This window comes from Acinetobacter sp. IK23 (assembly GCF_035615275.1).
GTDB lineage: Bacteria > Pseudomonadota > Gammaproteobacteria > Pseudomonadales > Moraxellaceae > Acinetobacter > Acinetobacter seifertii.
This window is the reverse complement of sequence record NZ_JANBNX010000006.1, coordinates 51,222-78,015: the sequence shown is the minus strand read 5'-3', so window position 1 is coordinate 78,015 and position 26,794 is coordinate 51,222. Positions and strand designations below refer to the sequence as shown.

Sequence of the window (26,794 nt, the reverse complement as noted above, 5' to 3'; positions counted from 1 at the left end):
AAGCGACAATTTACAATAAGCATCTTACTTAGAATATTGGAGTTTTTCAGGTATGACGTCTTCAATACAATTGAAAGATGGTATTGCCAATACCGTTGCAAATGATCAGCCTCAAGGAATGATTATTAAAATTGTAGGCGCTGTGGCAGTCGCACATTTACTGAATGATTTAATTCAAGCCGTGCTACCCGCTATTTATCCAATGCTAAAAGCAAACTTTTCGCTGAGTTTTGCGGAGGTTGGCCTGATTTCGTTTGTATATCAAATTACAGGTTCACTGCTCCAGCCTTGGATTGGACTTTATACCGATAAACATCCAAAACCCTATCTTCTTCCGCTCGGAATGGTCGTCACATTCTGCGGCATTATCTTATTAGCATTTTCACCTAGTTTTGCTGTGTTGTTATGTGCGTCGGCGCTAATTGGGGTCGGGTCTGCAACATTTCATCCTGAAGCTTCACGGGTGGCGCGGATGGCATCGGGTGGGCGCTTTGGTACGGCTCAATCGACTTTTCAGGTGGGCGGAAACACGGGTACTGCCATTGGCCCATTATTAGCAGCGTTATTAATTATTCCGTTTGGGCAGCATGCTGTTGCGGGCTTAGTGGTATTTGCACTTTTGGCAATTTGGGTTTTATTTGGTGTAAGTCGTTGGACGGTAAGTCATGCAAAAAGTCAGGTGGTTGCACGTGTTACTCAAGCACAGAGTAAATTGCATGGCCGTAAGCTCATTATTGCTTTGAGCACAATTAGTGTGTTGATGTTTGCTAAATTTACCTACATTGCCAGCATTAGTAACTACTTTACCTTTTACTTAATTCAAAAGTTCCATATTAGTATTCAGACCGCTCAGTTGCATTTGTTTGCATTCTTGGCTGCTGTTGCTTTAGGTACATTTGCAGGTGGTCCAATTGGTGACAAAATTGGCCGTAAAGCGGTGATCTGGGTTTCATTTATTGGTATGGCGCCGTTCGCATTAATGATGCCGTATGCAAACTTATTCTGGACAACAGTTTTCTCAATTATTGCAGGTTTGGTATTGTCATCGGCCTTTGCAGCGATGGTGGTGTATGCGCAAGAAGCTGTTCCGGGACGTGTCGGCATGATTGCAGGCTTAATGTTTGGTCTTATGTTTGGGGTAAGTGGTATTGCCGCAGCTGGGCTAGGGCATTTAGCAGATATTAACGGCATTGAATGGGTATTTGGTTTATGTTCATTCTTGCCATTACTTGGGTTTGCTACCGCATTTTTACCAAACACAAAAGTTAAATAAATGAAAAGACTCTCAGTCATATTCAGCTGAGAGTCTTTTTTAAATAAATATAGTGTCAATTCACAATACTATTTTTGAACACCAAATTTAAATACAGTGACACTGTTATAAGTTTGATTTGGGTTCAAACGTGTAGAAGGGAAGGATGGTTGATTCGGACTATCTGGAAAATGCTGTGTTTCTAATGCTAACGCATCTGCTTGTCGATAGAGGACGCCATTTGCACCAGCAACATTTCCGAGTAAATGATTGGCTGTATACATTTGAACGCTTGGTTCAGTGGTTAAAACCTGCATGGTTCGTTTAGATTTTGGATCAACCACAACAGCTGCAAGATTTAATTTCCCTTGAGACTTTTGATTAATTACCCAAGTTTGGTCATAACCATATCCATAGGCCAATTGCTGATGATTCGCTCGAATATCTTTTACGATTGCTTTAGGCGTCCGAAAATCAAAAGGTGTACCTGCAACTGAAGTAATTTCACCTGTTGGTAAAGAGTTTTGATCGGTTACCAATATACGGTCTGCATTGAGTTGTACCACATGATCGAGTACACCATAAGGATTGTTCCCAGCGCCTGACAAATTGAAATAACTGTGGTTGGTGAGGTTAACGACTGTAGGCTGATCAGTTTTGGCTTTATATTCAATTTGGAATTCATTTCGATCTGAAAGACTATAGATCACTTCTACATCTAACTTTCCGGGAAAACCTTGATCACCATTTGGACTGGTTAACTTAAGCGAAGCTTTAACGGTTTCACCTTTGGAAACGAGGGGTTTAACTTGCCAAACACGTTTATCAAAACCCGGATTCCCGCTATGTAATGAATTCGGCCCATTATTTTTTTCAAGGTTATACGTTTTTCCATCTAAGCTAAATTTAGCATTACCAATCCGGTTCGCATAACGACCAATTAATCCGCCAAAATGAATGCCTTCCTTGGTATCAGTGACTTCATAGCCTTTTAGGTCATCGAAGCCCAAAACGATATTATTTTGTTTACCTTGTGCATCGGGAGTCAAAATCTGGGTAATTACACCACCGAAACTGATAAAAGAAACTGAGACTCCCTTATTATTGCTCATGGTGTATAAATCAACTTTTTGACCGTCTTGAGTCGTACCATAGGGTTTTACATTTAATGTTGCTGCATTTGCAAGTTGTGCAAAGCTATAAACCGTAACACCTAAAATTGCTAATTTTTTCATGCTTATACTCTATTTTTTAATAATTGGACTGGATGAATATAAGAGTGATTTTTCGTCTTTTTAAAGAGGTTTTTATTATATATAGTGTTAATAATAATCGAGTAGTTAATGCTAAGTATTGAACAAACTCACACAGCTTAAGACTATGAACAAAATCACTCGATTAGTAAAATTCAACGGTAAGCTATTATTATGAATCATCCCGACTCGGTTTTAAAATTTTCGCTTGGTCTTAATGGCCTGTCATTCGACATAGACAACCAGCACATTCAAATTGAGCAGGGCTTGAGTTTTGTTGATGCAAAAAGTATGAGTCATGGTGTTATTGATGAGCTGGCTATCGAAAAGATGATTTATTTCATTGAAGAGATCATCGAGTCACAGCCACTTAGAAATCTAAAGATAAGTGGTGTAGCTGTTACGTCTGATACCGCCATGGCACAACTCAGTGAGTTATTTTTTAGTGCTAAAAAGCAAATCAGCCGTATTGAGCTTGAATATGGATTTAATAGTTTTATTGAGCGTTTGAGCTACTACACAAGCCAAGTGGCTCCAAATCAGCTTTATATTTTTACCTACTTTGTATTTGTTCGAGAGATGATGCATCACTTAAGAGTTGAGCAAATTCAGATCCTTTAAGAAATCACTTTTTTTCAATCTGCCAACTCATCATGAATCCAGTTTAAAAAAAGCTCAATTTTAGGAATAAATTGATGCGTTCGCGGATACACCAAATGATGAGCAGAAATAGGAATTGATAATTCATCTGCGAAAACTCTAACTAATTTCCCAGATTCCAAATAATTTTGAGTAAGCAAATTACTCTCCAAAACAAAACCTAGTCCATGTGTAGCTGCTTCAAGTGACATATAAGAGCGGTCAAAACTCAAAGTGTAGGGAAACTCAGGAATGCTTAAACCCTGATGGGCAAACCATTGGGGCCAAGTAACTAAAGTTGAACGCGATAAAATCAGTTCTTTCTTTAATAAATCTTGAGGTTTATTTACTGGACTACGTTCAAGTAGCTTAGGAGATGCAAGTACTTCTAGTTTTTCATTACGAATCGTTCTGATTTCTACCCCTGTCCAGTTGGGCAAACCGTGACGGATATCAATATCGATCTTGTCGCGGGTAAAGTGTAAATTTTCATAAGAACATGACAAGTTGACCTGAATCATGGGGAACTTTTCTTTAAATGACTCGAGGCGAGGGAGCAACCAAAGCAAACCAAAACTTGGGGATGAATGAATATATAAACTGTCTTTCGGGCTTTTATCGGCAGCTTTTTCCGTGGCTAACATGAGGTTATGCAAAATGGTGGTGACATCTTGAAAATAGCGCTCACCAGAAGGGGTCAGCGTCACACCACGCGCACCACGAATAAATAAACTCTGCCCAATCATTTCTTCAAGCTTAGCAATTTGATGACTCACTGCTGAAGGCGTGAGATTCAAATGCTCGGCTGCCTTGGCAACATTGCCGAAACGGGCGGTTTGTTCAAAAGCCTGTAATGTTTTAATTGAGGGCATTTGGTTGAAATTGTTTTCACTGCTATCCATGAAATGATCCATTTTTATCCCTAAAACTTATTTGAAAATAGCACAGGCATGAATTTTTTTCATGTCTTATTGAATTTGAGCTGATTGCTGGGCTTTGTGAAAAAAGAGATTCTAAGTCAGAACTCAGGAAATAAAGCGTAAAAGAGGATTGAACATGTTACTACAAGGAAAAGTGGCATTAATTACGGGTGCAGCATCAGAACGTGGAATTGGGCGAGCAACCGCAGAAATCTTTGCACAACAGGGTGCCAAAGTCATTATTGTTGATTTAGATCTTGCTCAAAGCCAAAACGCTGCAAAAGCGCTTGGTGAAGGACATTTAGGTCTTGCTGCAAACGTTGCGAACGAAGAACAGGTCAAAGTAGCTGTTGAACAAGCACTACAGCACTATGGCAAGATTGATATTTTAATTAACAATGCTGGTATTACTCAGCCAGTTAAAACCCTCGATATTCAGCGCAGTGACTATGACCGTATTTTAGATGTCAGCCTGCGCGGAACACTGATTATGTCGCAAGCTGTTATTCCATCTATGAAAGCAAACGGTGGTGGAAGTATTGTCTGTCTATCTTCAGTTTCAGCACAACGCGGTGGTGGTATTTTTGGCGGGCCACACTATAGCGCTGCCAAAGCAGGCGTGTTAGGTCTGGCAAAAGCGATGGCCCGTGAGTTTGGTGCTGATCAGATTCGTGTAAATTCTCTTACTCCAGGTCTAATTCAGACTGATATTACTGGCGGTTTAATGAATGATAACCGTCGTCACGACATTTTGGCAGGTATTCCACTTGGCCGCTTAGGTAAAGCGCAAGATGTTGCAAATGCAGCATTATTTTTGGCAAGTGATCTGTCAGCTTACTTAACTGGCGTAACACTCGATGTAAATGGTGGCATGCTGATTCATTAACGCTTGTCATTTAAAAACTAAAAATAGAATGATGGTCACAAGAGGATACTGTGGCCAAATGTAAAGGGATTCGCATGATGGATACAGTATTTTCATCTGAAGTAGATACAACGATTCGTAAATCGGCGTATCGAAAAATTGCATTTCGGCTCATGCCATTTTTAATGCTTTGTTATTTTTGTGCCTATTTAGATCGAGTAAATGTGGGTTTTGCCAAACTCCAAATGATGAGCGATTTACAGTTTAGTGAAGCTGTATATGGACTAGGTGCAGGGATTTTCTTTATTGGTTATTTTCTTTGTGAAGTGCCAAGCAACATCGTACTCCATAAGGTAGGGGCAAGACGTTGGATTGCCCGAATCATGATTACATGGGGCATTTTGTCAGGCTGTTTTGCTTTTGTTCAAACCGAATGGCAATTTTACACCTTACGTTTTTTATTGGGTGTCGCCGAAGCTGGACTAGCTCCGGGTTTGTTGCTCTACCTCACTTATTGGTTTCCATCTTACCGCCGTGCACGCATGACCGTACTTTGGTTTATCGCGATTCCAATTTCAGGAATGATTGGTGGACCACTTTCAGGCTTAATCATGGACCGAATGAGCGGCGTACATGGCTGGTTTGGGTGGCAGTGGATGTTTGTAATTGAAGCCATTCCTACTGTACTTGTTGGCCTGCTTGTACTGGCTGTTTTAAAAGATTCAGTTCAAGACGCCAACTGGTTAACCCAAGACGAAAAGAACTTGGTGAAGCAAGAACTTGCTCAGGATAACCAGCACAAAGAAGGTCATGCTAGCGTCAAAGAGTTCATTGTAGATAAACGTTTATGGCTACTGGCAGGCATTTACTTTTGTGTCGTGATGGGGCAATACGCCATTACATTTTGGCTACCAACTCTCATTCGTAACTCGGGCATTAGTGATAACTGGCATATCGGTTTGCTCACCAGTCTGCCTTATATGTGCGCCATTGTGGTCATGATTTTGGCAGGGCGTAGTGGTGACCATTTCCAAGAACGCCGCTGGCACTTAATTATCCCGATGTGTGCAGGCGCTATAGCACTCACATTTGCGACCTTATTCGCTTCAAATCTAACGCTCTCTTTAATTTGCCTTTGCATCGCAGCTTCAGGTGTGCTGACGGCATCTTCTTTATTTTGGATGTTACCGACCAACTTTTTAGGTGGTGTTTCCGCTGCGGCAGGTATTGCAGCCGTCAATAGCTTCGCCAACCTCGCAGGCTTTTGCTCACCTTATCTAATTGGTTGGATCACCACCAACACTGGTTCAAATGCAATCGGCATGTTCTTAATCACGGCAGTATTAATTTTCGGTGCCAGTCTGGTTCTGCGTGTTCCAGCAAAACTGGTCAATCGTTAATAAGGAAATAGTAAATGACAATGTTAAATATTGATAAAGCAGGCCAAATTGCCGAGTTGCAACAACGTGCCTACCACATTCGCCAACATGCTTTACGTATGGGGCAAGTACAAGGTCAAGGTTATGTCGGACAAGCTTTAGGTGCCGCAGATCTACTGGCCGTATCTTATTTCCATGCAATGAAATATCAGCCAGAAAACCCTGAGTGGGAAGGCCGTGACCGTTTTTATCTCTCTATTGGGCACTATGCGATTGCACTTTATGCAGCCTTAATTGAAGCAAAAATTATCCCGCTTGAAGAACTTGAAACTTATGGAGCTGATGACAGTCGTCTACCAATGTCGGGCATGGCTTCATATACACCGGGCATGGAAATTACCGGTGGTTCATTGGGACATGGTCTTGGAATTGCGGTCGGTGCATGTCTAGGGCTAAAACAGAAAAAATCAGATGCTTTTGTATATAACTTACTGTCCGATGGAGAGCTAAATGAAGGCTCAACATGGGAGGCTGTGATGTCTGCTTCTCATTGGAAATTAGATAACTTGATTGCGATTATTGATGTGAATAATCAGCAGGCAGATGGGCACTCAAGCGAAATTTTAGCGTTTGAACCAATTGTTGATCGTTGGCAGTCATTTGGTTGGTACACCCAACGCGTAGATGGCAATGACGTGGAAGCTTTACTTACAGCATTCGACCAAGCACGAAACCATGAGGGAACATGCCCACGTGTCATTATTTGTGACACCAAGATGGGTAAGGGCGTGTCGTTCTTGGAAAGCCGCGAAAAAACACACTTCATTCGTGTTGATGAACATGAATGGGATGACGCTTTAAATATTTTGACCCACTACGGACAGTAAGGAATATACCATGAGCCAGTTAGCCAATCCCCCTAAGAAAAAACTAACCACTTCGGCAATGATTGCTTCTATTGCTGCCGAGGGGCAACCGACCAAACCAGCTCCATTTGGCCATGCACTCAATGCCTTGGCAAAAGAGCGTGACGATATCGTAGGTTTATCAGCAGATTTATCAAAATATACTGACCTACATATTTTTGCTAAAGAAAACCCAGACAAGTTTTTCCAAATGGGTATGGCAGAACAACTTTTGATGAGTGCAGCAGCAGGACTTGCTCGTGAAGGATTTGTTCCTTTTGCAACAACTTATGCCGTGTTTGCATCACGCCGTGCCTATGACTTTATTTGTATGGCCATTGCAGAAGATAACCTCAATGTCAAAATTGTCGCGGCACTCCCGGGTTTAACCACGGGCTACGGCCCAAGTCATCAGGCAACGGATGATATTGCAATTTTCCGTGCTATGCCGAACTTGATGGTCATTGACCCATGTGATGCCTTAGAAATCGAACAAGCGATTCCACAAATTGCCGCTCATAATGGCCCTGTATATATGCGTTTATTACGTGGGCAGGTTCCATTAGTACTCGATAAATACAATTACCAGTTTAAATTGGGTAAGGCACAGGTGATTAAGCCGGGTAAAGACTTACTCATCATTTCGACTGGTTTATTGACCATGCGTGCGCTTGAGGCAGCGGAAGAGCTTGAAAAAGAGGGCATTGAGGTTTCAGTGTTGCATGTACCTACGATTAAACCTTTAGATGAACAAACCATTCTGGATGAAGTCGCAAAAGGTGGCCGTCCTGTTTTAACTGCTGAAAATCATTCAGTCATTGGCGGCTTAGGCGAAGCTGTCGGCTCACTACTTCTAAGAAATGGGCAACATCCTTGTTTTGACATGATTGGTTTACCAGATGCATTTTTAGATGCAGGGGCATTACCCACTTTACATGATCGCTATGGTATTTCAACTGAAGCAGTTAAAGAGAAGATTAAGTCACATTTGAAGTAAAAAGACTAAACTCTAGAATTGAAAAGGGCGTGATGGAATTTCCTTCACGCCCTATTTTTAATCAGGGTGATTGAAAAACTTAAGCAATCGAATCATCTAAATTCGGCGCTAACCAACGCTTCGCTTCATCCAGTGTCCAACCTTTACGTTTTGCATAATCTTCAAGTTGGTCTTGAGAGATTTTGCCCACGTTAAAGTATTCGCTTTGTGGATGTGAATAATAGAAACCACTTACCGAAGATGGTGGCATCATTGCAAAGTGTTCAGTCAGTTTAGTACCGATTTTGTCGGTAGAACCTAACCAATCAAATAACACTGCCTTTTCAGAGTGCTCTGGGCAAGCAGGGTAGCCCGGTGCAGGGCGAATACCGACATATTTCTCTTTAATTAACTCTTCATTACTGAGTTGTTCATCAGCTTTATAACCCCAGAACTCTTTACGAATGCGTTCATGTAAGTGTTCTGCAAAAGCTTCAGCAAAACGGTCAGCCAATGATTGAACCAAGATTGCAGAGTAGTCATCACCTTTGGCTTTGTATTCATTCGCCAATTCTTCTGCACCAAAAATCGATACAGTGAATCCGCCTAAGTAATCTTGTTGCTCACGGTCATTACGAATGTAATCTGCCAAAGACAAGTTTGGTTTACCTGTCACTTTGTCAGATTGCTGACGTAAGTGCTCAAAAGTATGTGTAACATTTTGACCAGCTTCATCAAATACGCTGACGGTGTCTGCGTCAGTGCGCTGTGCTGGGAACATACCAAATACAGCACGAGCATCAAAACGGTTGTTGTCGATAATATCTTTCAACATTGCTTGAGCTTGGTTGTAAAGGTCAGTTGCCGCTTCACCCACCACTTCATCTTCTAAAATTTTCGGGAATTTACCTGCCAAGCTCCAAGAAATGAAGAATGGTGTCCAGTCAAAATATTCTACAAGGGTTGCAAGCGGGTAGTTGGTGAGGACTTGTGTTCCCAAAAGATTTGGTTTTGGTGGTACATAGCTCTCATCAATTTTAAAACCATTTTCAACCGACTCTTTATAAGTCAGTTTGGCCGCTTTTGGTTGTTTGTTGGCTAAACGTTCACGAATTTTGGCATATTCAGCACGATGCTCTGCAATAAAGTTTCCACGCATTTCTTTAGAAAGGAGGGTCGTTGCAACACCTACAGCACGTGAAGCATCAGCCACATAAATCACCGCATCGTTTTGATACTGAGGATCAATTTTTACTGCTGTGTGTGCTTTAGAAGTAGTCGCGCCACCAATCAATAAAGGAATGTTAAAACCCTTACGCTGCATTTCTTTCGCAACAAATACCATCTCATCCAAAGATGGCGTAATCAGACCAGACAAGCCAATGATGTCACATTTTTCATCAATTGCAGTTTGCAAGATTTTCTCGCAAGGTACCATCACGCCAAGGTCAACAATGTCGTAACCATTACAGCCAAGTACTACGCCAACAATATTCTTACCAATATCGTGTACGTCGCCCTTAACAGTTGCCATGAGGACTTTACCTTTAGATTGGCTGCCTGTTTTTTCAGCTTCAATGTACGGGTTGAGCCAAGCCACAGCTTGCTTCATAACACGTGCAGATTTCACAACCTGAGGTAAGAACATTTTGCCTGAACCGAACAAGTCACCAACCACGTTCATACCATCCATCAAAGCGCCTTCGATTACATCTAAAGGACGTTTAGCTTTGAGGCGCGCTTCTTCTGTATCTTGATCAATATAAGTGGTAATACCTTTAACCAACGCATATTCAAGACGTTTTTCGACTGACTCATTACGCCATTCAAGGTTTTCAGCTTCTTTGGCAGCACCACCTTGTCCGCGATATTTTTCAGCGACTTCAAGCAATTTCTCAGTCGCAGCTTGACCAGACTCACCTTGGTTTTGGTTTAAGATGACATCTTCAACTGCTTCTTTTAGCTCGGCTGGAATATCATCATAAATGGCCATTTGACCGGCATTTACAATACCCATGGTCATGCCTTGCTTGATGGCATGGTACAAGAAGACAGAGTGAATGGCTTCACGAACAGGCTCGTTACCGCGGAACGAGAATGAAACGTTCGACACGCCACCAGAAATCATGGCGTGTGGTAAGTTTTGTTTAATCCAACCTGTGGCCTCAATGAAATCGACGCCATAGTTGTTGTGTTCTTCAATACCTGTTGCTACAGCAAATACGTTCGGGTCAAAAATAATATCTTCAGCAGGGAAGCCAACATCATTAACCAAGACATCATAAGAACGTTTACAGATTTCACGTTTACGTTCAGCAGTGTCGGCCTGACCTGTTTCATCAAAGGCCATCACAATAATGGCAGCACCATATTGACGGCACAGGCAAGCTTTTTCGACAAACTCGTCATAACCTTCTTTTAATGAAATCGAGTTAACAACGGGTTTACCTTGTACGCATTTTAAGCCAGCTTCAATGATTTCCCATTTTGATGAGTCAATCATGATTGGCACACGTGAAATATCTGGCTCAGATGCCACAAGGTTTAAGAAATGTACCATCGCATTTTGCGAATCGAGCATCCCTTCATCCATGTTAATGTCGATAATCTGAGCGCCAGCTTCCACTTGTTGCTGTGCAACCTCTAAAGCTTCGGAAAAATTTTCTTCACGGATTAAACGTAAGAATTTTTTCGAACCAGTAACGTTAGTACGTTCACCCACGTTCACGAACAATGAGTCATCATAAATATTAAATGGTTCTAAACCACTCAAACGACAAGCAGGAACTGTTTCAGGTACTTGGCGAGGTGCAATGTCTTTTACTGCATTGGCAATGGCGCGAATATGATCAGGTGTGGTACCACAGCAACCACCAGTAATATTAATTAAGCCGCTTTCTGCAAATTCTTTTAAGAATGCAGCAGTTTGTTCTGGTGTTTCATCATATTCACCAAAAGCGTTTGGTAAGCCCGCATTTGGGTGTGCTGAAACAAACGTATCTGCGACATCGGAAATGGTTTTTACGTGAGGACGCATTGCATCTGCACCAAGCGCACAGTTAAAACCAATTGATAGTAAGTCACCATGACGTACAGAGTTCCAGAACGCTTCGGCAGTTTGACCTGTTAAGGTACGGCCCGATGCATCGGTAATGGTCCCTGAAATCATGATTGGTAATTCATGACCAATTTGTTTAAAGACTTCTTTTACCGCAAAAATTGCCGCTTTACAGTTTAAGGTATCAAATACGGTTTCAATCAGAATGATATCTGCACCGCCTTCAATCAGCGCATGAGTCGCTTCAATATAGTTTTCTTTTAGCTCATCAAAGGTAATGTTACGAAAAGCAGGGTCATTTACATTTGGTGAAATTGAACAAGTACGCGAAGTTGGCCCAAGTACACCTGCTACAAAACGCGGCTTGTCTGGAGTTGAATACTTTTCACAAGCTGCTTTGGCTAAACGTGCTGCTTCACGGTTAATCTCTGGAACAAGATCTTCCATGTGGTAGTCAGACATTGAAACACGCGTACCGTTAAAGCTATTGGTTTCAATAATATCTGCACCAGCATCAAGATAAGCTTCATGAATGCCTTGAATGATTTGAGGTTGTGTCAAAACTAAAAGGTCGTTGTTGCCTTTTAAGTCATGTGCCCAATCGGCAAAACGCTCACCACGGTAGTCGGCTTCTTCTAACTTATGGCGCTGGATCATCGTTCCCATGGCACCATCAATAATCAGAATGCGTTTAGCAAGAAGCGCTTTTAGGGTGGCAAGCGTAGACATAGAAAACCCCGATCTTTTATATGAATTTAAAAATGCGGCGCTATTGTAACAGAATAGCAGCACAAATGATGACCTACGAAGGTCACGAGTCGATGAGTAAAAAATTAGTAAAAAGAGTCGGTTTTATGACAAAAATGAAAGAATTTTCATGAAATATTCATCAAATGATCATGATATTGAAATATTTCATGCCCAATATGCCGAAATATTACAGTTGCTTTGTATGAAAAATAAACATATGGGTCATTTTATTTATTTTTTTGCTGTAAAAATAAGCACAAAAGGAGCTTATAAATAATGATTTAAACTATTGTATTTTAATGAAAAAATAAAAAATAGCGAGGAAAGGTGCATCAAATGAGGTCAAAATATAAAAAATTGACTTCATCAGGCGGCTCTTTGTCATATAATTGTCATAATTTAATTTAAGAATACAGAGGATTTTATTATCCTCTTACCGTCTGCATGAATTCTAATCTACCCCCTGTTTCGGATTCAAAACTTGCGGCAAACCTGCAAGCAAAATCGACGAATGTACACGTCCCAACACCGAAATTTTTTATGCCGGTGTTTCTGACGATTATTGTTGCAACACTTATTTATATTGGGTTTCAGGTTAGTGCTGATTTAGCGCATGTTCCACCTTTGAGCCTTTATTCGGTTATTCTTTTATCTACTGCGCTTTTCATTGCATTGGGCTTTGAATTTGTAAATGGTTTCCACGACACTGCCAATGCAGTTGCAACGGTCATTTATACAAATGCATTGCCGGCACCAGTTGCAGTCATGTGGGCTGGTTTTTGTAATTTCCTTGGGGTAATGGTCGCAAGTGGTGCTGTTGCTTATGGCATCATTGCATTGCTTCCTGTTGAACTTATCATGAATATGGGTAGCGGTGCTGGCTTTGCAATGGTATTTGCATTGTTAATCGCTGCAATTCTTTGGAACCTTGGTACTTGGTTCTTAGGAATCCCAGCTTCTAGCTCTCACACCTTGATTGGTTCAATCTTGGGCGTGGGTATTATGAACCATCTATTGAGTGCATCAACTGGCGTAACGACCAGTGGTGTAGATATGGATCAGGTGATTAAAGTAGGTAAGGCATTATTATTTTCACCTTTAATTGGTTTTGCTTTTGCAGCAATCTTATTCTTGTTGGTTAAAACTATTTTTAAACGCCAATTAGAATTATTTCAGCCACCTGAAGGTAATAAGCCACCTCCAGCAATCATTCGTGCAATTTTAATCTTTACCTGTACAGGTGTAAGTTTTGCACACGGTTCAAATGACGGCCAAAAAGGTATGGGACTCATCATGCTCATTTTGGTTGGTTTAGTACCATTAGCTTATTCAATCAATAAAAACCTAGATACACAACAGGTTCAGTCATTCCACCAGCTTTCTTCTCAAACTGCTGTTTTGTTAAACCATAATCAGCAAGAATTGACTGATGAAAAAGCGCGTGAAGTTTTAACTAAATATATTCAAACCAAGCAACAAACACCTGAAGTTGTACCTGCATTGGCAAGTATGACTGACCATTTAGGTGCTCGTGTTTCTAGCTATCGCGACTTAAAGGATATTCCTGAAGCTGCGATTAGTGAAATTCGTAATGACATGTATTTAAGCACAACCACGTTTAAACGTTTGGACAAAGCAGATGCTTTACCAAAAATGGATGATTCACAGAAAAAGCTTGTGAAAGATTATCGTGGTAGCTTGGATTCATTCTTACAGTACATTCCAAACTGGGTTAAAGTTGCAGTTGCATTAGCGCTTGGTCTTGGCACTATGGTCGGTTGGAAACGCATTGTGGTAACTGTAGGTGAGCGTATTGGTAAGAACCATATGACTTATGGTCAAGGAATGTCTGCTGAGCTTATTGCAATGAGTACAATTGCAGCAGCAGATGGTTTAGGTATGCCAGTTTCAACTACACATGTTTTAAACAGTGCTGTTGCAGGTACCATGGTTGCAAATAAATCAGGTCTAAACTTTAATACTGTTAAAACAATCTTATCAGCTTGGATATTTACTTTACCTGCGACTATCTGTTTGTCAGGTGGTTTATATTGGTTGTTCTTAAAGTTCATTTAAGTTGTCTGTTTAAATCTAAAAAGCCACTATGATTAGTGGCTTTTTTATTGGCATATTTAAAAAAAGATCGCTTTTTTCAGATAAATTCAGTAAAGAATGAATGATTATTGCAAATACTTATTGCTGTGTGACTAGCTCAAAAAATTGATGAAAGGATATAGGATGAAAACGGTTCAACTTGATCAGCTAAAACAACAATTCCCACTCATTCAAACATTACAAAATTACCAAGAAACATTTTGGTTTAACCCGAATCGTTATCCTTTAAAAGATGCACTCGCGAAAGTTGGTCTTAGCGAGCAAGATGTAAAAGACGCCGAGGCTAGGCTAGACCGTTTTGCTCCTTACTTGGCAAAAGTCTTTCCTGAAACTCAAACGCAACACGGAAAAATTGAATCCGAGTTAGTTGAAATTGCAAATATGCAACATGCCCTATCTGTAAAAGAGCAAAAGGAACTTACAGGCAGCCTTTGGCTTAAAAAAGATAGTCATTTACCGATTTCAGGTTCAATTAAAGCACGTGGTGGTATTTATGAAGTCTTGGCTCATGCTGAAAAACTAGCAATTGAGGCAGGGCTTCTTAAGTTAGAAGACGATTACAGTAAACTCGACCAAGATGCATTTCGGACATTTTTTTCCAAATATCAAATTGCAGTAGGCTCTACAGGTAATCTTGGTTTATCTATTGGTATTATGAGTGCGAAGCTCGGCTTTAGAGTGACAGTGCATATGTCTGCCGACGCAAGGCAATGGAAAAAGGATAAATTGCGTTCATTGGGTGTTAACGTGGTTGAGTATGACAGTGATTATGGGGTTGCTGTAGAGCAGGGACGTAAAGCTGCAGAACAAGATCCAAATTGCTTTTTTATTGACGATGAAAATTCAACGACATTATTTTTAGGTTATGCCGTTGCGGGGTTACGTTTAAAACAGCAGTGTGAGCAAAAGCAGATTAAAGTCGATGCCGAACATCCATTATTTGTTTATTTACCTTGTGGCGTAGGTGGTGGTCCCGGTGGCGTGAGTTTTGGGCTTAAACTTGCTTTTGGCGAGCATGTACATTGTATCTTTGCAGAACCCACGCATTCACCTTGTATGTTATTGGGTGTGCATACAGGACTGCACGATGAGATTTCAGTAAATGATATTGGTTTAGATAACATTACTGCTGCAGATGGGTTAGCTGTTGGTCGTGCTTCTGGATTCGTAGGGCGAGCTATGGAACAGTTAATTGATGGTTACTACACGATTCATGATGAACGTTTATATGAGCTGATTGCACTTTTAAATCAAACGGAAAATATTCAAGTTGAGCCTTCAGCATCGGCTGGCATGATGGGGTCATATTATGTGCAAACTACTCCTGATTATTTAGCTTTGCATCAATTGTCGGCAGAGAAGTTAAAGCAGGCAACACATGTGGTTTGGGCAACTGGTGGCGGTATGGTGCCACCAGATGAAATGCAAAAATATTTGACACATAGTCAAAACAAATAACTGAAGTTAAAAAAAGCCCAATTCGAAAATTGGGCTTTTAATTTCATTATTTTTTAGAGAATTTCTTAAAAGGAAGTTTCTCTGCTGCAAAACCGTAAATAGCAGCAAAAGGGAGAGCTGTACGGGCTAAATAAGCCACACGCCATAAACCACCGTGATTGGCACCTTCCATCATTAATTCTAGAGGATGATCAAGTACAGTTTCTGGGTTTGCTACAGAGGACTCACTTCTTAAGTCATGAATCCATAGCGCTGCCATAATCGCATTGGTCGTTTCAGGGCTGAATGCTTCAACATCAAAAAGTTCAGCACCATTAAATGCTGCTTTAAGTAGTGGGTTTTTGGTCACCGAGTGAGTTGTGGTAGACGGAGCAATATTAATACTTACACGTTGGCCTTGATGACGATCAAGTGTTGCACGCCATTGTTGAATGCGTTTTGCCAAAGCATAGTTTGGTCCTTGTTCAACTACTAAGCAGTCTGCAATGCCATAAGTTTTACCATTCTCACTGGTAATTAAATCTTGATAAGGCGCTTGGAAAAAACGTTTAAGTGAAAGAGCAGAAACCCCTTTCGCAGCCATTTTCTGTAGTTGTGAACGAGATTTAAATTTCTCTTGAGCTGCTTCTGCAACTTCTTGAGGTACTGCGTAAACATCGGTTGGAGTACACATAAACATTAAGCTGGTATCTGATTTATGTTCACTCACATATTGCATAATACTGTCCATTGCCATTGAAACACGGACATGTTTTTCACCGTCTAAATACGCAATAGCAGCTAAATCTAACTTTTGTGGAAATTGAACTAACCACTGTGCAATTTCTGGAAGTTGAGTCAGTAAATTGGCACCTAATTTATCTCTTAACTCTGAGGCTTTTGCTGATGAGTCAACTGATTCAATCGTAGGGGCAATAAGCGTTGCATTTCCATTTTTAATCGTATTTAAGATTTTGCCCCATACTCGTGAATTTGGTAAGTCTATTGCAATAATATTAGCTTTCCATTTTGCCAGCCAAGGTAAGGGACCCGCTTCTGATGCTGCACCAAACAACACCATAGTACGGTCTGATAAATCAAACCATTCAGGATGTGCGATAGCTTCACGCAATGCGTTTGCATGGCTTGGTTCAATAATTCCTGCATTTTCCCATTTTTGAATTTGGTCAAGGAGACTTTGTCCACTGAGTTTCTGACCTTTATATGGAACATACCATTCCGGTGCCGATTCACTTTCGCCTTTGAACTTTACTGTATTTAAAGGTGCAGATGCAGGAATGCGAAGAGCATCTTTTAAAAGGTAATGTTTGCCATCTCTAAAAAAATCAAAAAGATGATGTGCCTTATGTAACCCTTGTTTTGCAATGGTGATTGGATTGTTGTTATTAGAAAGTCCATGCTGAACAAGCGATTTAAAGTATGTTGGATAATTTTTCCGCCAGTTTTTTTCAGTCAAAATCTGTTGAGCAGTTTTATTATCTACAATAGATAAAGCTTCTGACAAAATCTCTTGGCCTGTGCGAGAAGTACTTTGCTTTTTTGTTGAAGCGTGTATTGGAAATTGTAGACCTTCTACTTGACTCTGACTGGACATAAAATATCTCACTTGTACGGTATCATTAATATACAGGTGTATACATTATCTATGCCAACGTAAAGAAACGAGTGGCAATAACTGACAAAATGAAAATTAAATTATTTATGTGATAGAGGTAGTTTGAGTGAATTTTTATGATAATTCGATCTCATTTTTACCTCATTTTTTTTCACATTTCTAGAACATTTTTATGGACTTACGTTACATAAATGATTATTTTGTATAGAGCGAATTCATCAGGTCTAAACTGAAGATAAAATGTTCAAAATGTATCAATAAAAAAGATACGATGATGATTAAAAAACTAGACTTTTTTATTAAACGATAAGACTAGTGAAACGGAATAAGAAAGAATTGGGGTGAAACTAGATGGAAGACAACGTAAGATTGTCTTTTAAAAATCTTGGGGATATGGTGATTTTTTTGCACCATAATTTTCTAGTTTCGCCCCATCTAATTTTGGGTGAAACCCTTCACGTGAGCTGTAAGTCATCTTGCTAAAGGGCAAGGTCAATTCGTTACAGTCTACCTAAATCTTTAGCAACGGCCTTTCTTAGCTTGTCCTGGTGGACAGAAGTCTCCTGGATGTCCGTAATGTGGTGAATCTGGATCGACCACAACACTGCCAGCTGGGGTATAAACTGCACAAGCAGATAGTGATAGTGTGAAAATTGCAGCTGCACAAACTAGTAATGTTTTCATATTGTTCTCACTTTTTATCATTCTCCCTTTTACTATCTACTATAAAAATTATTAGATGGTTTTTTGATCTACTTTTGGTTGAGAAATATCAACAACTACACACTAGTTTTAACTTGTTAAGGTGTACGTAAAATTGTTCTAAAACCAACATGTGTAGCAGCTAAATCAAAATCTTGAGGGTAACGGCTACTATTTCGATAACGTGAACAATAATTTTCAGCACACAAAAATGAGCCTCCTTTAATGACATATTGGGTACTGCTCATTTCTTTTTGTCTTAAATCAGAATAATTACCCATATGCTGATCATGTGCGCCTTGGTAGGGAGAGGATGTCCATTCCCAAACATTTCCAATCATATCGAATAGTTTAAAGCTATTAGGGTTAAAACAGCCAACAGGAGCAATACCAGTAAAATTATCTTGATTCAAATTTTCAAAAGGAAATGCACCTTGCCAGTAATTTGCTTGGGGATGCTGATGCTCATCGGTAGGTGCTTGGTGTAAAGGCGTGTCGGTCTGTGAGTTTGCTTTAGCGGCGTATTCCCATTCAAGTTCTGTTGGTAAATCATGTCCTAGCCAAACTGCATAATGCTCAGCATCATTTTTTGTCACGTAGCGTACAGGTTCATGAGGGTTGGGAAGTGCGCCATTTTGGCCATTTGGGGTCTTCCATGTATATCCAGATTTGAGTTGCCACCATTGCTGTGGGTGATGAGGGTCTGGTGAAAAAACAGCAGCCTGTTTTTGTGTTTCAGCATCGGTAATATAACCCGTGGCTTTTACAAAACTTGAGAACTGAGCGACAGTAACTTCAGTTTGATCAATCCAGAAACCTTTAACTTCGCGCTGTTTTTTCCCAAAATTAAGCTCATCAGGATAAGCTTTTTCAGAGCCAAAATTAAAATGTCCATCTGGAATGAACACCATTCCAGCCGTTGTATTTTTAAGCCAATCTGCAGGAAGGCCTGTATAGCTTTTACACTGTTCAATAGAACCCAAAGCAGCCGATGGGGTGGCTTGCTTTGGTACAATTTTTTTCGTGTCAGAGCTATGTTCAGACTTACTACAGCCTGTGATGAATAACAAGCTGATTGTAGTGCTTAGAACCAGTTTCAATTTCATTTGGCGTTATATTCCTGTACGCCATTTTGTTCAGTGTATTTTTGATAAACCGAGAGCAACTCTTGTACTTTTGCTGGGTAAAGCTGCGCAATATTGTGATTTTCACCACGATCAGTGGCAATGTTATAGAGCTCCCAAGTACTCGTGCCTAATTCAGGGCGACCTTGAAGCGCAATTTTCCATTCGCCTTGTTTGGCATATTTACTGCCATGGAGTTCATCGGCAAAGCTGAAATTTGCTGGACGGATGGTTTGTGATTTATTTTCAAGTACAGATTTCCAAGAATAACCGCTCGGTGTATTAATGGTTCGACCTTTATATTGGCCCTGAGGGACTTGAATATGGGCATAATCTAATAAGGTTGGAAAAACGTCGAGTACAGATGCAAAGCTATGATTGGTTGCTTCTGCTTTTTTCTGATTTGGTAATTTCACAATAGCAGGGGCAGTCGTTGCACCTTCGCCAGCTGTATCTTTCCATAAGTGGAAAGGCGCCGCACTGACCTCGGCCCAACGTGGTCCAATATAGTGGTAGGAAGTAGGCGTACCTACGTTTGCTACAGAGTTATCAAAACCAGATTCACTACCATATCCACCACGAATAAAACCTTCTGCGCCATTGTCAGAAACAAAGAAAATTAAAGTATTTTCATAAAGATTATTTTGTTTTAGATATTGGATAATTCGGCCCACGTTGGCATCAAGATTTTCTACCATACCTGCGTAGATTTCCATTTTACGTGCTTCAAGTGCTTTTTGTTCAGCTGTTAACTCATCCCATTTTCCATATTTTTGTGGTGCGTTTTGGGTCGCAATTGGTTCTGCTGCTTCAAAGTTTGCCGGAATAATTCCAAGCTGTTTTTGGCGAGCTATACGTGCTTTACGAATAGCATCGTAGCCAACATCATAAACGCCATGATATTTGTCACGGTATTCTGCTGGAGCCTGTATAGGCCAGTGGGGTGCGGTGTAGGCAGCATAAGCAAAGAATGGTTTACCGCTATTTTTTCCTGATTCTAAGTAGCTCAGCAATTTGTCGGTAAAGTAGTTGGTCGAGAAGAAGTCATCAGGTAATGCTGAAACAGGAATAATTTGACCATCTTCAGTATAAGTCGAGTTGCGTTTAAAGGCACTTGGAGCTTGTTTAAAGTGATGATCTAGACCTTGTAATAAGGTAAATGAATGATCGAAACCTTTGGCATGTGCATTGGTTTCAGGGGTGAGTCCTAAATGCCACTTACCACTAATATACGTCCGATAACCATTGTCTTTGAGCACCTGAGCAATCGATAAAGAGCGTTCATTTAAATAGCCTTCATAGCCTGGCTGCCCTTTTAAATGGTCTGGTGTAAGCTCTGCCATAGCTCCTATACCCGCTAGGTGATGATCAGTACCGGAAATGAGTTGCGAGCGAGTAGGGGAACAAGTTGGTGCAGTATGATAGTCCGTTAAAAGTCGACCTTCTTGTGCCAGACTATCAATATTAGGCGTATGAATTTCACCACCAAAGGCTCCTAAATCTGAATAGCCTAAGTCATCAGCCATAATGAATAAAATATTGGGTTGCTTTGATGTAGTTGCTGCAGTTTCTTGTGAATCATTATCGTTACAGCCAGCTAAAGATAAGCTAAATAAAGCAATCGAAAGACTAGGTAAAAGAGCTTTGTACTTCATTGTATCATCTGAATTATTAAAAGAATTGTGCACGAGTTTAATCAGATGGTTTTTGCAATCAAAACAAGGAATTGATCAAAGAAAATCAGAAAAATGTCTGAGCATTTATGCTGATAAATAAATGAGAAAAAAAGAAAAGCCCCTATTGGGCTTTTCAAAAATATTAAGTTTAAAATGGTAAGCGAGTAAGTTGATCTAAGAAATGTGGAATCACTCTTGGTTCAATCAAGATTGTTACAATCACGCCGTAAGCCGCACCCCATAAATGGGCACTATGGTTAATATGAGTATTGCCACGTTTGCCTGCCCAAATGCTATAAGCGACATATAAAACCGCAAAAATAATCGCTGGTACAGGAATAAAAAACACAAAAATCAGCTTCCATGGCTGAAACAGAATATAAGCAAATAGAACAGCAGATACCGCTCCTGAAGCTCCAAGACTTGCCCAGTTTGCATCATTTTTATGTTGTAGATAGCTTGGTAAAATCGCAAAAATTAAACCGCCTAAATAGAACAACACAAAGCCCATGTCATAAAAATATTGGCGATAAAAACTCTCAATAATACTGCCAAAGAAAAACAGGGTAATCATGTTGAACAGTAAATGTGTCCCATCTGCATGAATAAAGCCATGTGTAATGAAGCGATCAAATTGTCCACGGTGCATTGCAGGAGGCCAGAAGATCAGCCGGTTCATCACGTTTTGGTTGCTAAAAGCAATTAAAGAGATAATGACCGTAATAATAATAAGAGTAACTGTATGGTTAAATGGCAAATGCAACATAAGAAATATTTAAAAAATGATCAATACTGGCTCAATAATGCCATTAAAAACTTAAGTTGAAACCCTGTTGTGTATAAATCCGACAAATTTAGTTGATTTTTTTTAAATCCACCTCATCTTCGGTTAATATAAAGGCATCAGCTTGAGGAATATTGTTATGTCGACTGAGAACACCAACACTGCTGTTGCAGAAGAAATTCCGAACCTTTTGATTACACCATCTGCACAAGAGTATTTGCACGAATTATTGGCGAAGCAAAATACTCCGGGAATTGGCGTTCGAATTTTTGTTGAACATCCGGGTACACCACGTGCAGAGTGCTGTATGGCATATAGCGCACCAGAAGAAGTGGTACCAACGGACTATAAACAGGACTATCCTGATTTTCCTGCATACATTGATGCACCGTCTATTCCATATCTTTTAGACGCTGTAATTGATTACAACAAAGACCGTTTCGGTGGTCAGTTAACTTTCCGTGCACCAAATTCAAAAGTGCCACGTGTAGGACCAGATGCTTCAATTGAAGAACGTATTACTTATATTCTTCAAGCAGAAATTAACCCAGGTCTTGCAGGGCATGGCGGTAACTGTAGTTTGGTAGAAGTACAAGACGACCCAGAACATGGTTTAACTGCTGTATTAAAATTTGGTGGTGGTTGCCAAGGTTGTTCTGCAATTGATGTGACTCTAAAACAAGGTGTAGAAACAACCTTGAAAGAAAACATTCCTGAGCTTCAACGTGTGGTTGACCAAACAGACCATACACAAGCTGAAGGCGCTTACTTCAAATAAAATTATTTGAAAAATGAAATAAAAAAGCCTCTATATGAGGTTTTTTTTATTTCTAGTAATTGAAAATAATTATCAATATTATTTATTTTATTATTTAAATTTGTTACATTTGTTTAAGTAAAACTTAATATTTATTCATAATTTAATCTGTTGGAGCAGGATATGACTAAGCGTATTTTCCAATCTGTACTATCAATTTCGGTGCTTACAGGAATGTTTCCTGCGGCCTATGCCGCTGAAAGTGAAAATATTTTAGTTGATTCTTCCAGAAAAAATAAAAAAGAAAGTGAAGTTGCACAATTAGAAAAAATCGTTGTGACAGCAAGTGGTTTTGAACAAAATATAAAAAAAGCAGCTGCTTCTATTTCCGTTTTAACACAAGATGAAATTAATAAAAAAGCATATCGTGATGTAACGGATGCGCTTAAAGATGTGCCTGGTGTTGTGGTTACAGGCGGCGGAAGTTCATCTGATATTAGTATTCGTGGAATGGGGAGTGCCTATACCGTTATTATGGTCGATGGTAAGAAAGTAAACACACGTTCTGTGCGACCAAATAGTGATAATTCAGGTATTGAACAAGGTTGGTTACCGGGAATCGAAAGTATCGAACGTATTGAAGTTATTCGTGGCCCAATGTCTGGACTCTACGGTTCAGATGCGATGGGCGGTGTAATTAATATTATTACTAAAAAAGTTGCAGATGTTTGGAGTAGCTCGGTTAAGTTAGATACCACCATCCAAGAAAACAATAAATCTGGCAATCTTTACCAAGCCAATACTTATGTTTCAGGGCCGTTAATTAAGAATTTACTTGGGTTAAAGGCCAACGGCACATTTTCACAAAGAGATGAAGATGAAATTATTGGTGGTTATAGTAAACAAAAAATCCGTGCTGGTGGGGCTACTTTAAGTCTGACCCCGAATGACCAACATACCATTGAACTTGAATATCAGCGTTCTATTCAAAATCGTAATGCTACAGTTGGAAAATCAGTTTCACCTGTTCAAACTGGACGCAATCCACCAGTGGATTCAATAACGGATTATTATCGTACCGAATATAGTTTGACCCATCATGGTGACATTGGTCCTGTAAAAACTCATTCTTATATTCAACGCGAAGAAAATAAAAATTCATCTAGAAATATGGAAGCGGTAAATACTACTTTTAATACGCTTAACCAGATCACACTCGCAAATCATGCGCTGAGCGTTGGGGGGAGTTATTTAAAAGAAGAATTAGATGATTTAGGAAACCAGTTAAAAGTGGGCGGGTCACAACCTGTTTCTAATTTAGATCGTTATAGCTGGGCATTATTTACAGAAGATGCATGGAATATTATTGATCCTTTTACTTTAACAATGTCACTGCGTATGGATCAGGACGAAAAATTTGGAGATCATTTCACTCCTAAAGTCTACGGTGTGTGGACTTTAAATGATAACTGGATTATTAAAGGCGGTGTATCAACAGGCTATAAAACACCTGCGCTAAGAGCGACAGTAGCAGAATGGGGACAAGCTACGGGAGGAGGACGTTCGGCAGGGGTAATTGTTGGTAATCCAAATCTAAAACCAGAAAAAAGTACCAACTATGAGCTTTCATTTTCTTGGGATAATTTAGATAACTTGAATGCTGGCCTAACGCTTTTTAATAGCGAATTTAAGGATAAAATTACAGAAGTTAGAACCTGTTCAGGTGATGCAGGTACTTATAATTGTGATTGGTTAGGTACAAAATTTGATTTTGTTAGTCAACGCACAAATGTAGATAAAGCCAGTATGAGAGGGATTGAAGCGACGTTTGGCTGGCTCATTTCACCTGACGTAAAGTTGAATGCTAATTATACCTATACTGATACAGAGCAAAAGAGTGGGGAGTTTAAAGGCCAACCTTTAAATGAAATGCCGGAACACATGTTTAATACTACTTTAGATTGGCAAATGAATGATTTGGTGGGTATGTGGAGCCGTTTGAATTTCCGTAGTAAAACTTCTGAATATTTAAGCCGAACTTCAATGGCTGAAGGAAAGCCTGCTTATGGGTTAGTTGATATTGGTATGAACTATAAACCAACTGACAAAATCCAAGTTGCAGTAGGTATCTATAACTTATTTGATAAAGATATTGATGTAGCAACTTACAATTATGTTTTAGACGGACGCCGTTATAATTTAGGGATTATTTATAAATTTTAAATAGTTAAATAACAAAGGCGCTTCAAGCGCCTTTGTTATTTAAAATATCTAATGCTTTTTCAGAGTAATAAAACTTTTCTAAGTACACACGGGCACGGCATCTTAAATGTCCTGTTGTAACGAGTTGCTGTAATACGGGTACAAGTAGCTGAGTAAGTTCATGTTGTACTAGGCTTTCTTCAATATTTAGGTCTCGCAGTAACAAGTCAAAATTACGTTCTTGGTTACGCGCGTACCACGTATAAATACCATCATGGACTTGTTGTTTTAGATAATCAGTTTGACGAATATGGTCCCAAATTTCATGCCCTAAACCAACCGTTTTGGTTAAATCTTCAGTTTCTATATAATTTTTTAAAACAGAAAGTGGCATCGTTTTAACTTTATGCCAAATATTAGCTTGAAAGTGATAAAGCTTATCATTGTCAAAATGTTGGTTTAAAACACGTTCACTCATTTGGCTGAGTTTTAAAATATTCTTTTGCAAATAATGGTTAATCGTGTCATCGAGATTAGAATCCGTCACGGTTTCTAATACTGATTTGCCCATTTTCATAAAACGACCTACACCTGGTACGCGTTTTGACATAGATTCATCTAAATAATCATGCATGGTTTGCTGAATCAGTTGTGTGAGCAGGGCCGAAAAAGCAGGGTTATTTACGATCGTTTTTATTAGTTTTTTACGATGCTGTTCTTTACTTGCAACATACTGCGCAATGCGGTCAATGGTTAAGACAGGAATAACATCTTCAACTGTTGCCGTGTCATTTGCAGGATGAATGAGTGCAAAGCGAATATGCTCTGCAATCTGTTCAATTAGAAAATCAGAAGCGGGTGTATCTAAAATTTGCTTTTGAATGAGCTGTTGAATCTGTTCAAAAGTCCACAATTGTTGTAACTGCCGGCTACCCAACCAATGATAAAACTGCTCAAACTCTTGTTGGATGACTTGAGTCTGAGCAAATTGCTCATCTAAAAAATCTAGATGAGTTTCAATAAGTTTTTCAATGATTGGTTGGGTAGACATAAGGTCTCACAAGTCCGAAGTTTTATTTAATGAGAAGTCGTTTTTGACGCTTGATTTGTTTCTACTTTAAGTAAAAACGGTACATATTGTTGAATAACCAATTGCTCAGCCTCCAAAATTGGCATATGGCCTACGTTTTCTAAAATGACAGGAGGTTGTGCATTTTTTAAGAGACTTTTGAGCTCACTCGCCACTTCTACATTAATAATTTTATCTTGTTTGCCCCATAAAATGAGTGTGGGTGCATCAATGGTTTTGGTAAGCACTGCAAATGAGTCTGGAGTATAGACTTTATTAAGTGCGATCAGTTGATCAATTAGTTTTTGTGTTTGTGGTGCCTGATTAATCATCAGTTTTTCCTGAGCCTGTAAGAACTCTTTAGGAATAAATGGAGGATTAAACATGGTTTGTTTTAACAAATAGTTAAAGTCACCTTTTTTAGAGACTAAAAGTTGTTTTAGATAGGTAGGATCTTTGAGATAAATTGTGTTGGCAGAACGGAAAATACCGCCGCTATCAACTAAAAATAGACTCTTAGTTTCAAATGGATATTGTCCAGCATAGAGTAGGGCAATTGAGCCACCAAGCGAGTGCCCCGCAATATGAATAGGTCCCTTCAAATTTTCAGCTTCAACAAATCGACGTAATTTTTCAGCTAAGTTGGGAACAGAATAATCGAAATCTTGAGCAACAATTGTTTCGCCACTCCCTGGTAAATCAGGAATAATGACATGATAATTTGTAGTTAAGTAATGTGCTACTCGGTTCCAGTTATCTCGACTACCACCTAAGCCATGAATGAGCAGTAAAGTTGGCTTTGTGCTAGAACCACCTTCACTATATGACCAAGTGATATCACCAACTTTTAATTTTTTGCTTTGCAGTCCAGCCCAGCTACGTTCTTGCTGTAATATGGTCTGAAAGTTGATATCAATATTATCGGCTGCCTGTGCTTGAGAAATACTCATCACTGAAAATAAGCTACAAGAAGCTATAGTCAATACAGTAGCAGTTTTTTTCATGGAGGCTTTAATTGATGCAGACAGCCTAGTCATAGTTTTCATCCTTGAAGCTTAAACGAGTTTGAAAAATTATTGAAAAACTTTGCCAATGAGTCATTTGCCAAACGTTTGGAATCAAGAAAATTATAGTCAATCTAGGAACTAAAGTATGTCTATTTTTTCACTAAACAGTAGGGAATTGAGCAGTAATAGCTGATTAAAATCGATTAGGCATTTTTAAATTTTTTCATAACAAAGGATTTATTTTTTGTCAGTGACATTCAAATTTTGACACATTAAAATAATTTCTAA

20 protein-coding genes are annotated in these 26,794 nt (G+C 39.5%); 10 read left to right on the top strand and 10 right to left on the bottom strand.

The genetic code is table 11. The annotated features are described in order from the left end of the window. Positions 1-52 precede the first annotated feature (52 nt). Positions 53-1,273, top strand: coding sequence for an MFS transporter (locus tag MSG95_RS06600; RefSeq protein ID WP_324624721.1), 1,221 nt, complete (start codon positions 53-55; stop codon positions 1,271-1,273). 68 nt (positions 1,274-1,341) lie between these two features. On the opposite strand, the gene MSG95_RS06595 is transcribed toward MSG95_RS06600, so the two are convergent. Continuing rightward, positions 1,342-2,487, bottom strand: a complete 1,146-nt coding sequence (locus MSG95_RS06595; protein WP_324624720.1) for an aldose epimerase family protein — start codon at positions 2,485-2,487, stop codon at positions 1,342-1,344. Between the two features lie 192 nt (positions 2,488-2,679). Between MSG95_RS06595 and MSG95_RS06590 the strand changes: the two genes are divergently transcribed. Next, positions 2,680-3,126: a hypothetical protein gene (locus MSG95_RS06590; protein ID WP_324624719.1), complete on the top strand. Its 447-nt coding sequence runs from the start codon at positions 2,680-2,682 to the stop codon at positions 3,124-3,126. Positions 3,127-3,140: 14 nt separating this feature from the next. Here the strand turns inward: MSG95_RS06590 and MSG95_RS06585 are convergent, their stop codons facing one another. Then, positions 3,141-4,016 carry a LysR substrate-binding domain-containing protein gene (locus tag MSG95_RS06585; RefSeq protein ID WP_081037658.1) on the bottom strand — a complete coding sequence of 292 codons (876 nt, stop codon included), beginning with the start codon at positions 4,014-4,016 and terminating at the stop codon, positions 3,141-3,143. A gap of 184 nt (positions 4,017-4,200) precedes the next feature. Between MSG95_RS06585 and MSG95_RS06580 the strand changes: the two genes are divergently transcribed. From MSG95_RS06580 to MSG95_RS06565, 4 genes are all read left to right on the top strand, one after another. Further along, positions 4,201-4,950, top strand: coding sequence for an SDR family NAD(P)-dependent oxidoreductase (locus tag MSG95_RS06580; protein WP_174744430.1), 750 nt, complete (start codon positions 4,201-4,203; stop codon positions 4,948-4,950). A gap of 77 nt (positions 4,951-5,027) precedes the next feature. Continuing rightward, positions 5,028-6,329 (top strand): MFS transporter, encoded by a 1,302-nt coding sequence (locus MSG95_RS06575; RefSeq protein ID WP_324624738.1) that lies wholly within the window; start codon positions 5,028-5,030, stop codon positions 6,327-6,329. A gap of 20 nt (positions 6,330-6,349) precedes the next feature. Beyond that, the gene (locus MSG95_RS06570) at positions 6,350-7,195 is read left to right on the top strand and encodes a transketolase (protein ID WP_239967642.1); all 846 of its coding nucleotides are present in this window, start codon (positions 6,350-6,352) and stop codon (positions 7,193-7,195) included. Positions 7,196-7,205: 10 nt separating this feature from the next. Next, positions 7,206-8,210 (top strand): transketolase family protein, encoded by a 1,005-nt coding sequence (locus tag MSG95_RS06565; RefSeq protein ID WP_324624718.1) that lies wholly within the window; start codon positions 7,206-7,208, stop codon positions 8,208-8,210. A 79-nt stretch (positions 8,211-8,289) separates the two neighbouring features. On the opposite strand, the gene metH is transcribed toward MSG95_RS06565, so the two are convergent. Next, positions 8,290-11,976 (bottom strand): methionine synthase, encoded by a 3,687-nt coding sequence (metH, locus tag MSG95_RS06560; protein ID WP_324624717.1) that lies wholly within the window; start codon positions 11,974-11,976, stop codon positions 8,290-8,292. Between the two features lie 465 nt (positions 11,977-12,441). Between metH and MSG95_RS06555 the strand changes: the two genes are divergently transcribed. Continuing rightward, positions 12,442-14,073: an inorganic phosphate transporter gene (locus MSG95_RS06555; protein WP_004703132.1), complete on the top strand. Its 1,632-nt coding sequence runs from the start codon at positions 12,442-12,444 to the stop codon at positions 14,071-14,073. A 162-nt stretch (positions 14,074-14,235) separates the two neighbouring features. Continuing rightward, positions 14,236-15,570: a D-serine ammonia-lyase gene (locus tag MSG95_RS06550; RefSeq protein WP_324624716.1), complete on the top strand. Its 1,335-nt coding sequence runs from the start codon at positions 14,236-14,238 to the stop codon at positions 15,568-15,570. A gap of 46 nt (positions 15,571-15,616) precedes the next feature. On the opposite strand, the gene MSG95_RS06545 is transcribed toward MSG95_RS06550, so the two are convergent. From MSG95_RS06545 to MSG95_RS06525, 5 genes are all read right to left on the bottom strand, one after another. Next, positions 15,617-17,164: a hypothetical protein gene (locus tag MSG95_RS06545; RefSeq protein ID WP_324624715.1), complete on the bottom strand. Its 1,548-nt coding sequence runs from the start codon at positions 17,162-17,164 to the stop codon at positions 15,617-15,619. Positions 17,165-17,704: 540 nt separating this feature from the next. Then, on the bottom strand, positions 17,705-17,869 hold the full coding sequence (locus tag MSG95_RS06540; protein ID WP_077163536.1) for a hypothetical protein: 165 nt from the start codon (positions 17,867-17,869) through the stop codon (positions 17,705-17,707). Between the two features lie 116 nt (positions 17,870-17,985). After that, positions 17,986-18,993: a formylglycine-generating enzyme family protein gene (locus tag MSG95_RS06535; protein ID WP_213033540.1), complete on the bottom strand. Its 1,008-nt coding sequence runs from the start codon at positions 18,991-18,993 to the stop codon at positions 17,986-17,988. Then, positions 18,990-20,666 carry an arylsulfatase gene (locus tag MSG95_RS06530; RefSeq protein WP_077164795.1) on the bottom strand — a complete coding sequence of 559 codons (1,677 nt, stop codon included), beginning with the start codon at positions 20,664-20,666 and terminating at the stop codon, positions 18,990-18,992. The genes MSG95_RS06535 and MSG95_RS06530 overlap by 4 nt, the downstream gene beginning before the upstream one ends. Positions 20,667-20,835: 169 nt before the next feature. Continuing rightward, positions 20,836-21,453: a rhomboid family intramembrane serine protease gene (locus tag MSG95_RS06525; protein WP_077164794.1), complete on the bottom strand. Its 618-nt coding sequence runs from the start codon at positions 21,451-21,453 to the stop codon at positions 20,836-20,838. 157 nt (positions 21,454-21,610) lie between these two features. On the opposite strand from MSG95_RS06525, the gene nfuA reads away from it, so the two are divergent. Beyond that, entirely contained in the window at positions 21,611-22,249 is a 639-nt protein-coding gene (gene nfuA / locus MSG95_RS06520) for a Fe-S biogenesis protein NfuA (protein WP_004703125.1), read from the top strand. A 162-nt stretch (positions 22,250-22,411) separates the two neighbouring features. Beyond that, a complete protein-coding gene (locus MSG95_RS06515; RefSeq protein WP_077164793.1) occupies positions 22,412-24,451 on the top strand; it encodes a ligand-gated channel protein in 2,040 nt (679 codons plus the stop codon). A gap of 22 nt (positions 24,452-24,473) precedes the next feature. Here the strand turns inward: MSG95_RS06515 and MSG95_RS06510 are convergent, their stop codons facing one another. Both MSG95_RS06510 and MSG95_RS06505 read right to left on the bottom strand, forming a co-directional pair. Next, on the bottom strand, positions 24,474-25,481 hold the full coding sequence (locus MSG95_RS06510; RefSeq protein ID WP_077164792.1) for a hypothetical protein: 1,008 nt from the start codon (positions 25,479-25,481) through the stop codon (positions 24,474-24,476). A 26-nt stretch (positions 25,482-25,507) separates the two neighbouring features. Next, positions 25,508-26,536 (bottom strand): alpha/beta fold hydrolase, encoded by a 1,029-nt coding sequence (locus MSG95_RS06505; RefSeq protein ID WP_077164791.1) that lies wholly within the window; start codon positions 26,534-26,536, stop codon positions 25,508-25,510. Positions 26,537-26,794: the final 258 nt, after the last annotated feature.

Coding starts and splice junctions, on each gene's coding strand:
- MSG95_RS06600 (WP_324624721.1), top strand. CDS start 53: ATGACGTCTTCAATACAATTGAAAGATGGTATTGCCAATACCGTTGCA.
- MSG95_RS06595 (WP_324624720.1), bottom strand. CDS start 2,487: ATGAAAAAATTAGCAATTTTAGGTGTTACGGTTTATAGCTTTGCACAA.
- MSG95_RS06590 (WP_324624719.1), top strand. CDS start 2,680: ATGAATCATCCCGACTCGGTTTTAAAATTTTCGCTTGGTCTTAATGGC.
- MSG95_RS06585 (WP_081037658.1), bottom strand. CDS start 4,016: ATGCCCTCAATTAAAACATTACAGGCTTTTGAACAAACCGCCCGTTTC.
- MSG95_RS06580 (WP_174744430.1), top strand. CDS start 4,201: ATGTTACTACAAGGAAAAGTGGCATTAATTACGGGTGCAGCATCAGAA.
- MSG95_RS06575 (WP_324624738.1), top strand. CDS start 5,028: ATGGATACAGTATTTTCATCTGAAGTAGATACAACGATTCGTAAATCG.
- MSG95_RS06570 (WP_239967642.1), top strand. CDS start 6,350: ATGTTAAATATTGATAAAGCAGGCCAAATTGCCGAGTTGCAACAACGT.
- MSG95_RS06565 (WP_324624718.1), top strand. CDS start 7,206: ATGAGCCAGTTAGCCAATCCCCCTAAGAAAAAACTAACCACTTCGGCA.
- metH (WP_324624717.1), bottom strand. CDS start 11,976: ATGTCTACGCTTGCCACCCTAAAAGCGCTTCTTGCTAAACGCATTCTG.
- MSG95_RS06555 (WP_004703132.1), top strand. CDS start 12,442: ATGAATTCTAATCTACCCCCTGTTTCGGATTCAAAACTTGCGGCAAAC.
- MSG95_RS06550 (WP_324624716.1), top strand. CDS start 14,236: ATGAAAACGGTTCAACTTGATCAGCTAAAACAACAATTCCCACTCATT.
- MSG95_RS06545 (WP_324624715.1), bottom strand. CDS start 17,164: ATGTCCAGTCAGAGTCAAGTAGAAGGTCTACAATTTCCAATACACGCT.
- MSG95_RS06540 (WP_077163536.1), bottom strand. CDS start 17,869: ATGAAAACATTACTAGTTTGTGCAGCTGCAATTTTCACACTATCACTA.
- MSG95_RS06535 (WP_213033540.1), bottom strand. CDS start 18,993: ATGAAATTGAAACTGGTTCTAAGCACTACAATCAGCTTGTTATTCATC.
- MSG95_RS06530 (WP_077164795.1), bottom strand. CDS start 20,666: ATGAAGTACAAAGCTCTTTTACCTAGTCTTTCGATTGCTTTATTTAGC.
- MSG95_RS06525 (WP_077164794.1), bottom strand. CDS start 21,453: ATGTTGCATTTGCCATTTAACCATACAGTTACTCTTATTATTATTACG.
- nfuA (WP_004703125.1), top strand. CDS start 21,611: ATGTCGACTGAGAACACCAACACTGCTGTTGCAGAAGAAATTCCGAAC.
- MSG95_RS06515 (WP_077164793.1), top strand. CDS start 22,412: ATGACTAAGCGTATTTTCCAATCTGTACTATCAATTTCGGTGCTTACA.
- MSG95_RS06510 (WP_077164792.1), bottom strand. CDS start 25,481: ATGTCTACCCAACCAATCATTGAAAAACTTATTGAAACTCATCTAGAT.
- MSG95_RS06505 (WP_077164791.1), bottom strand. CDS start 26,536: ATGACTAGGCTGTCTGCATCAATTAAAGCCTCCATGAAAAAAACTGCT.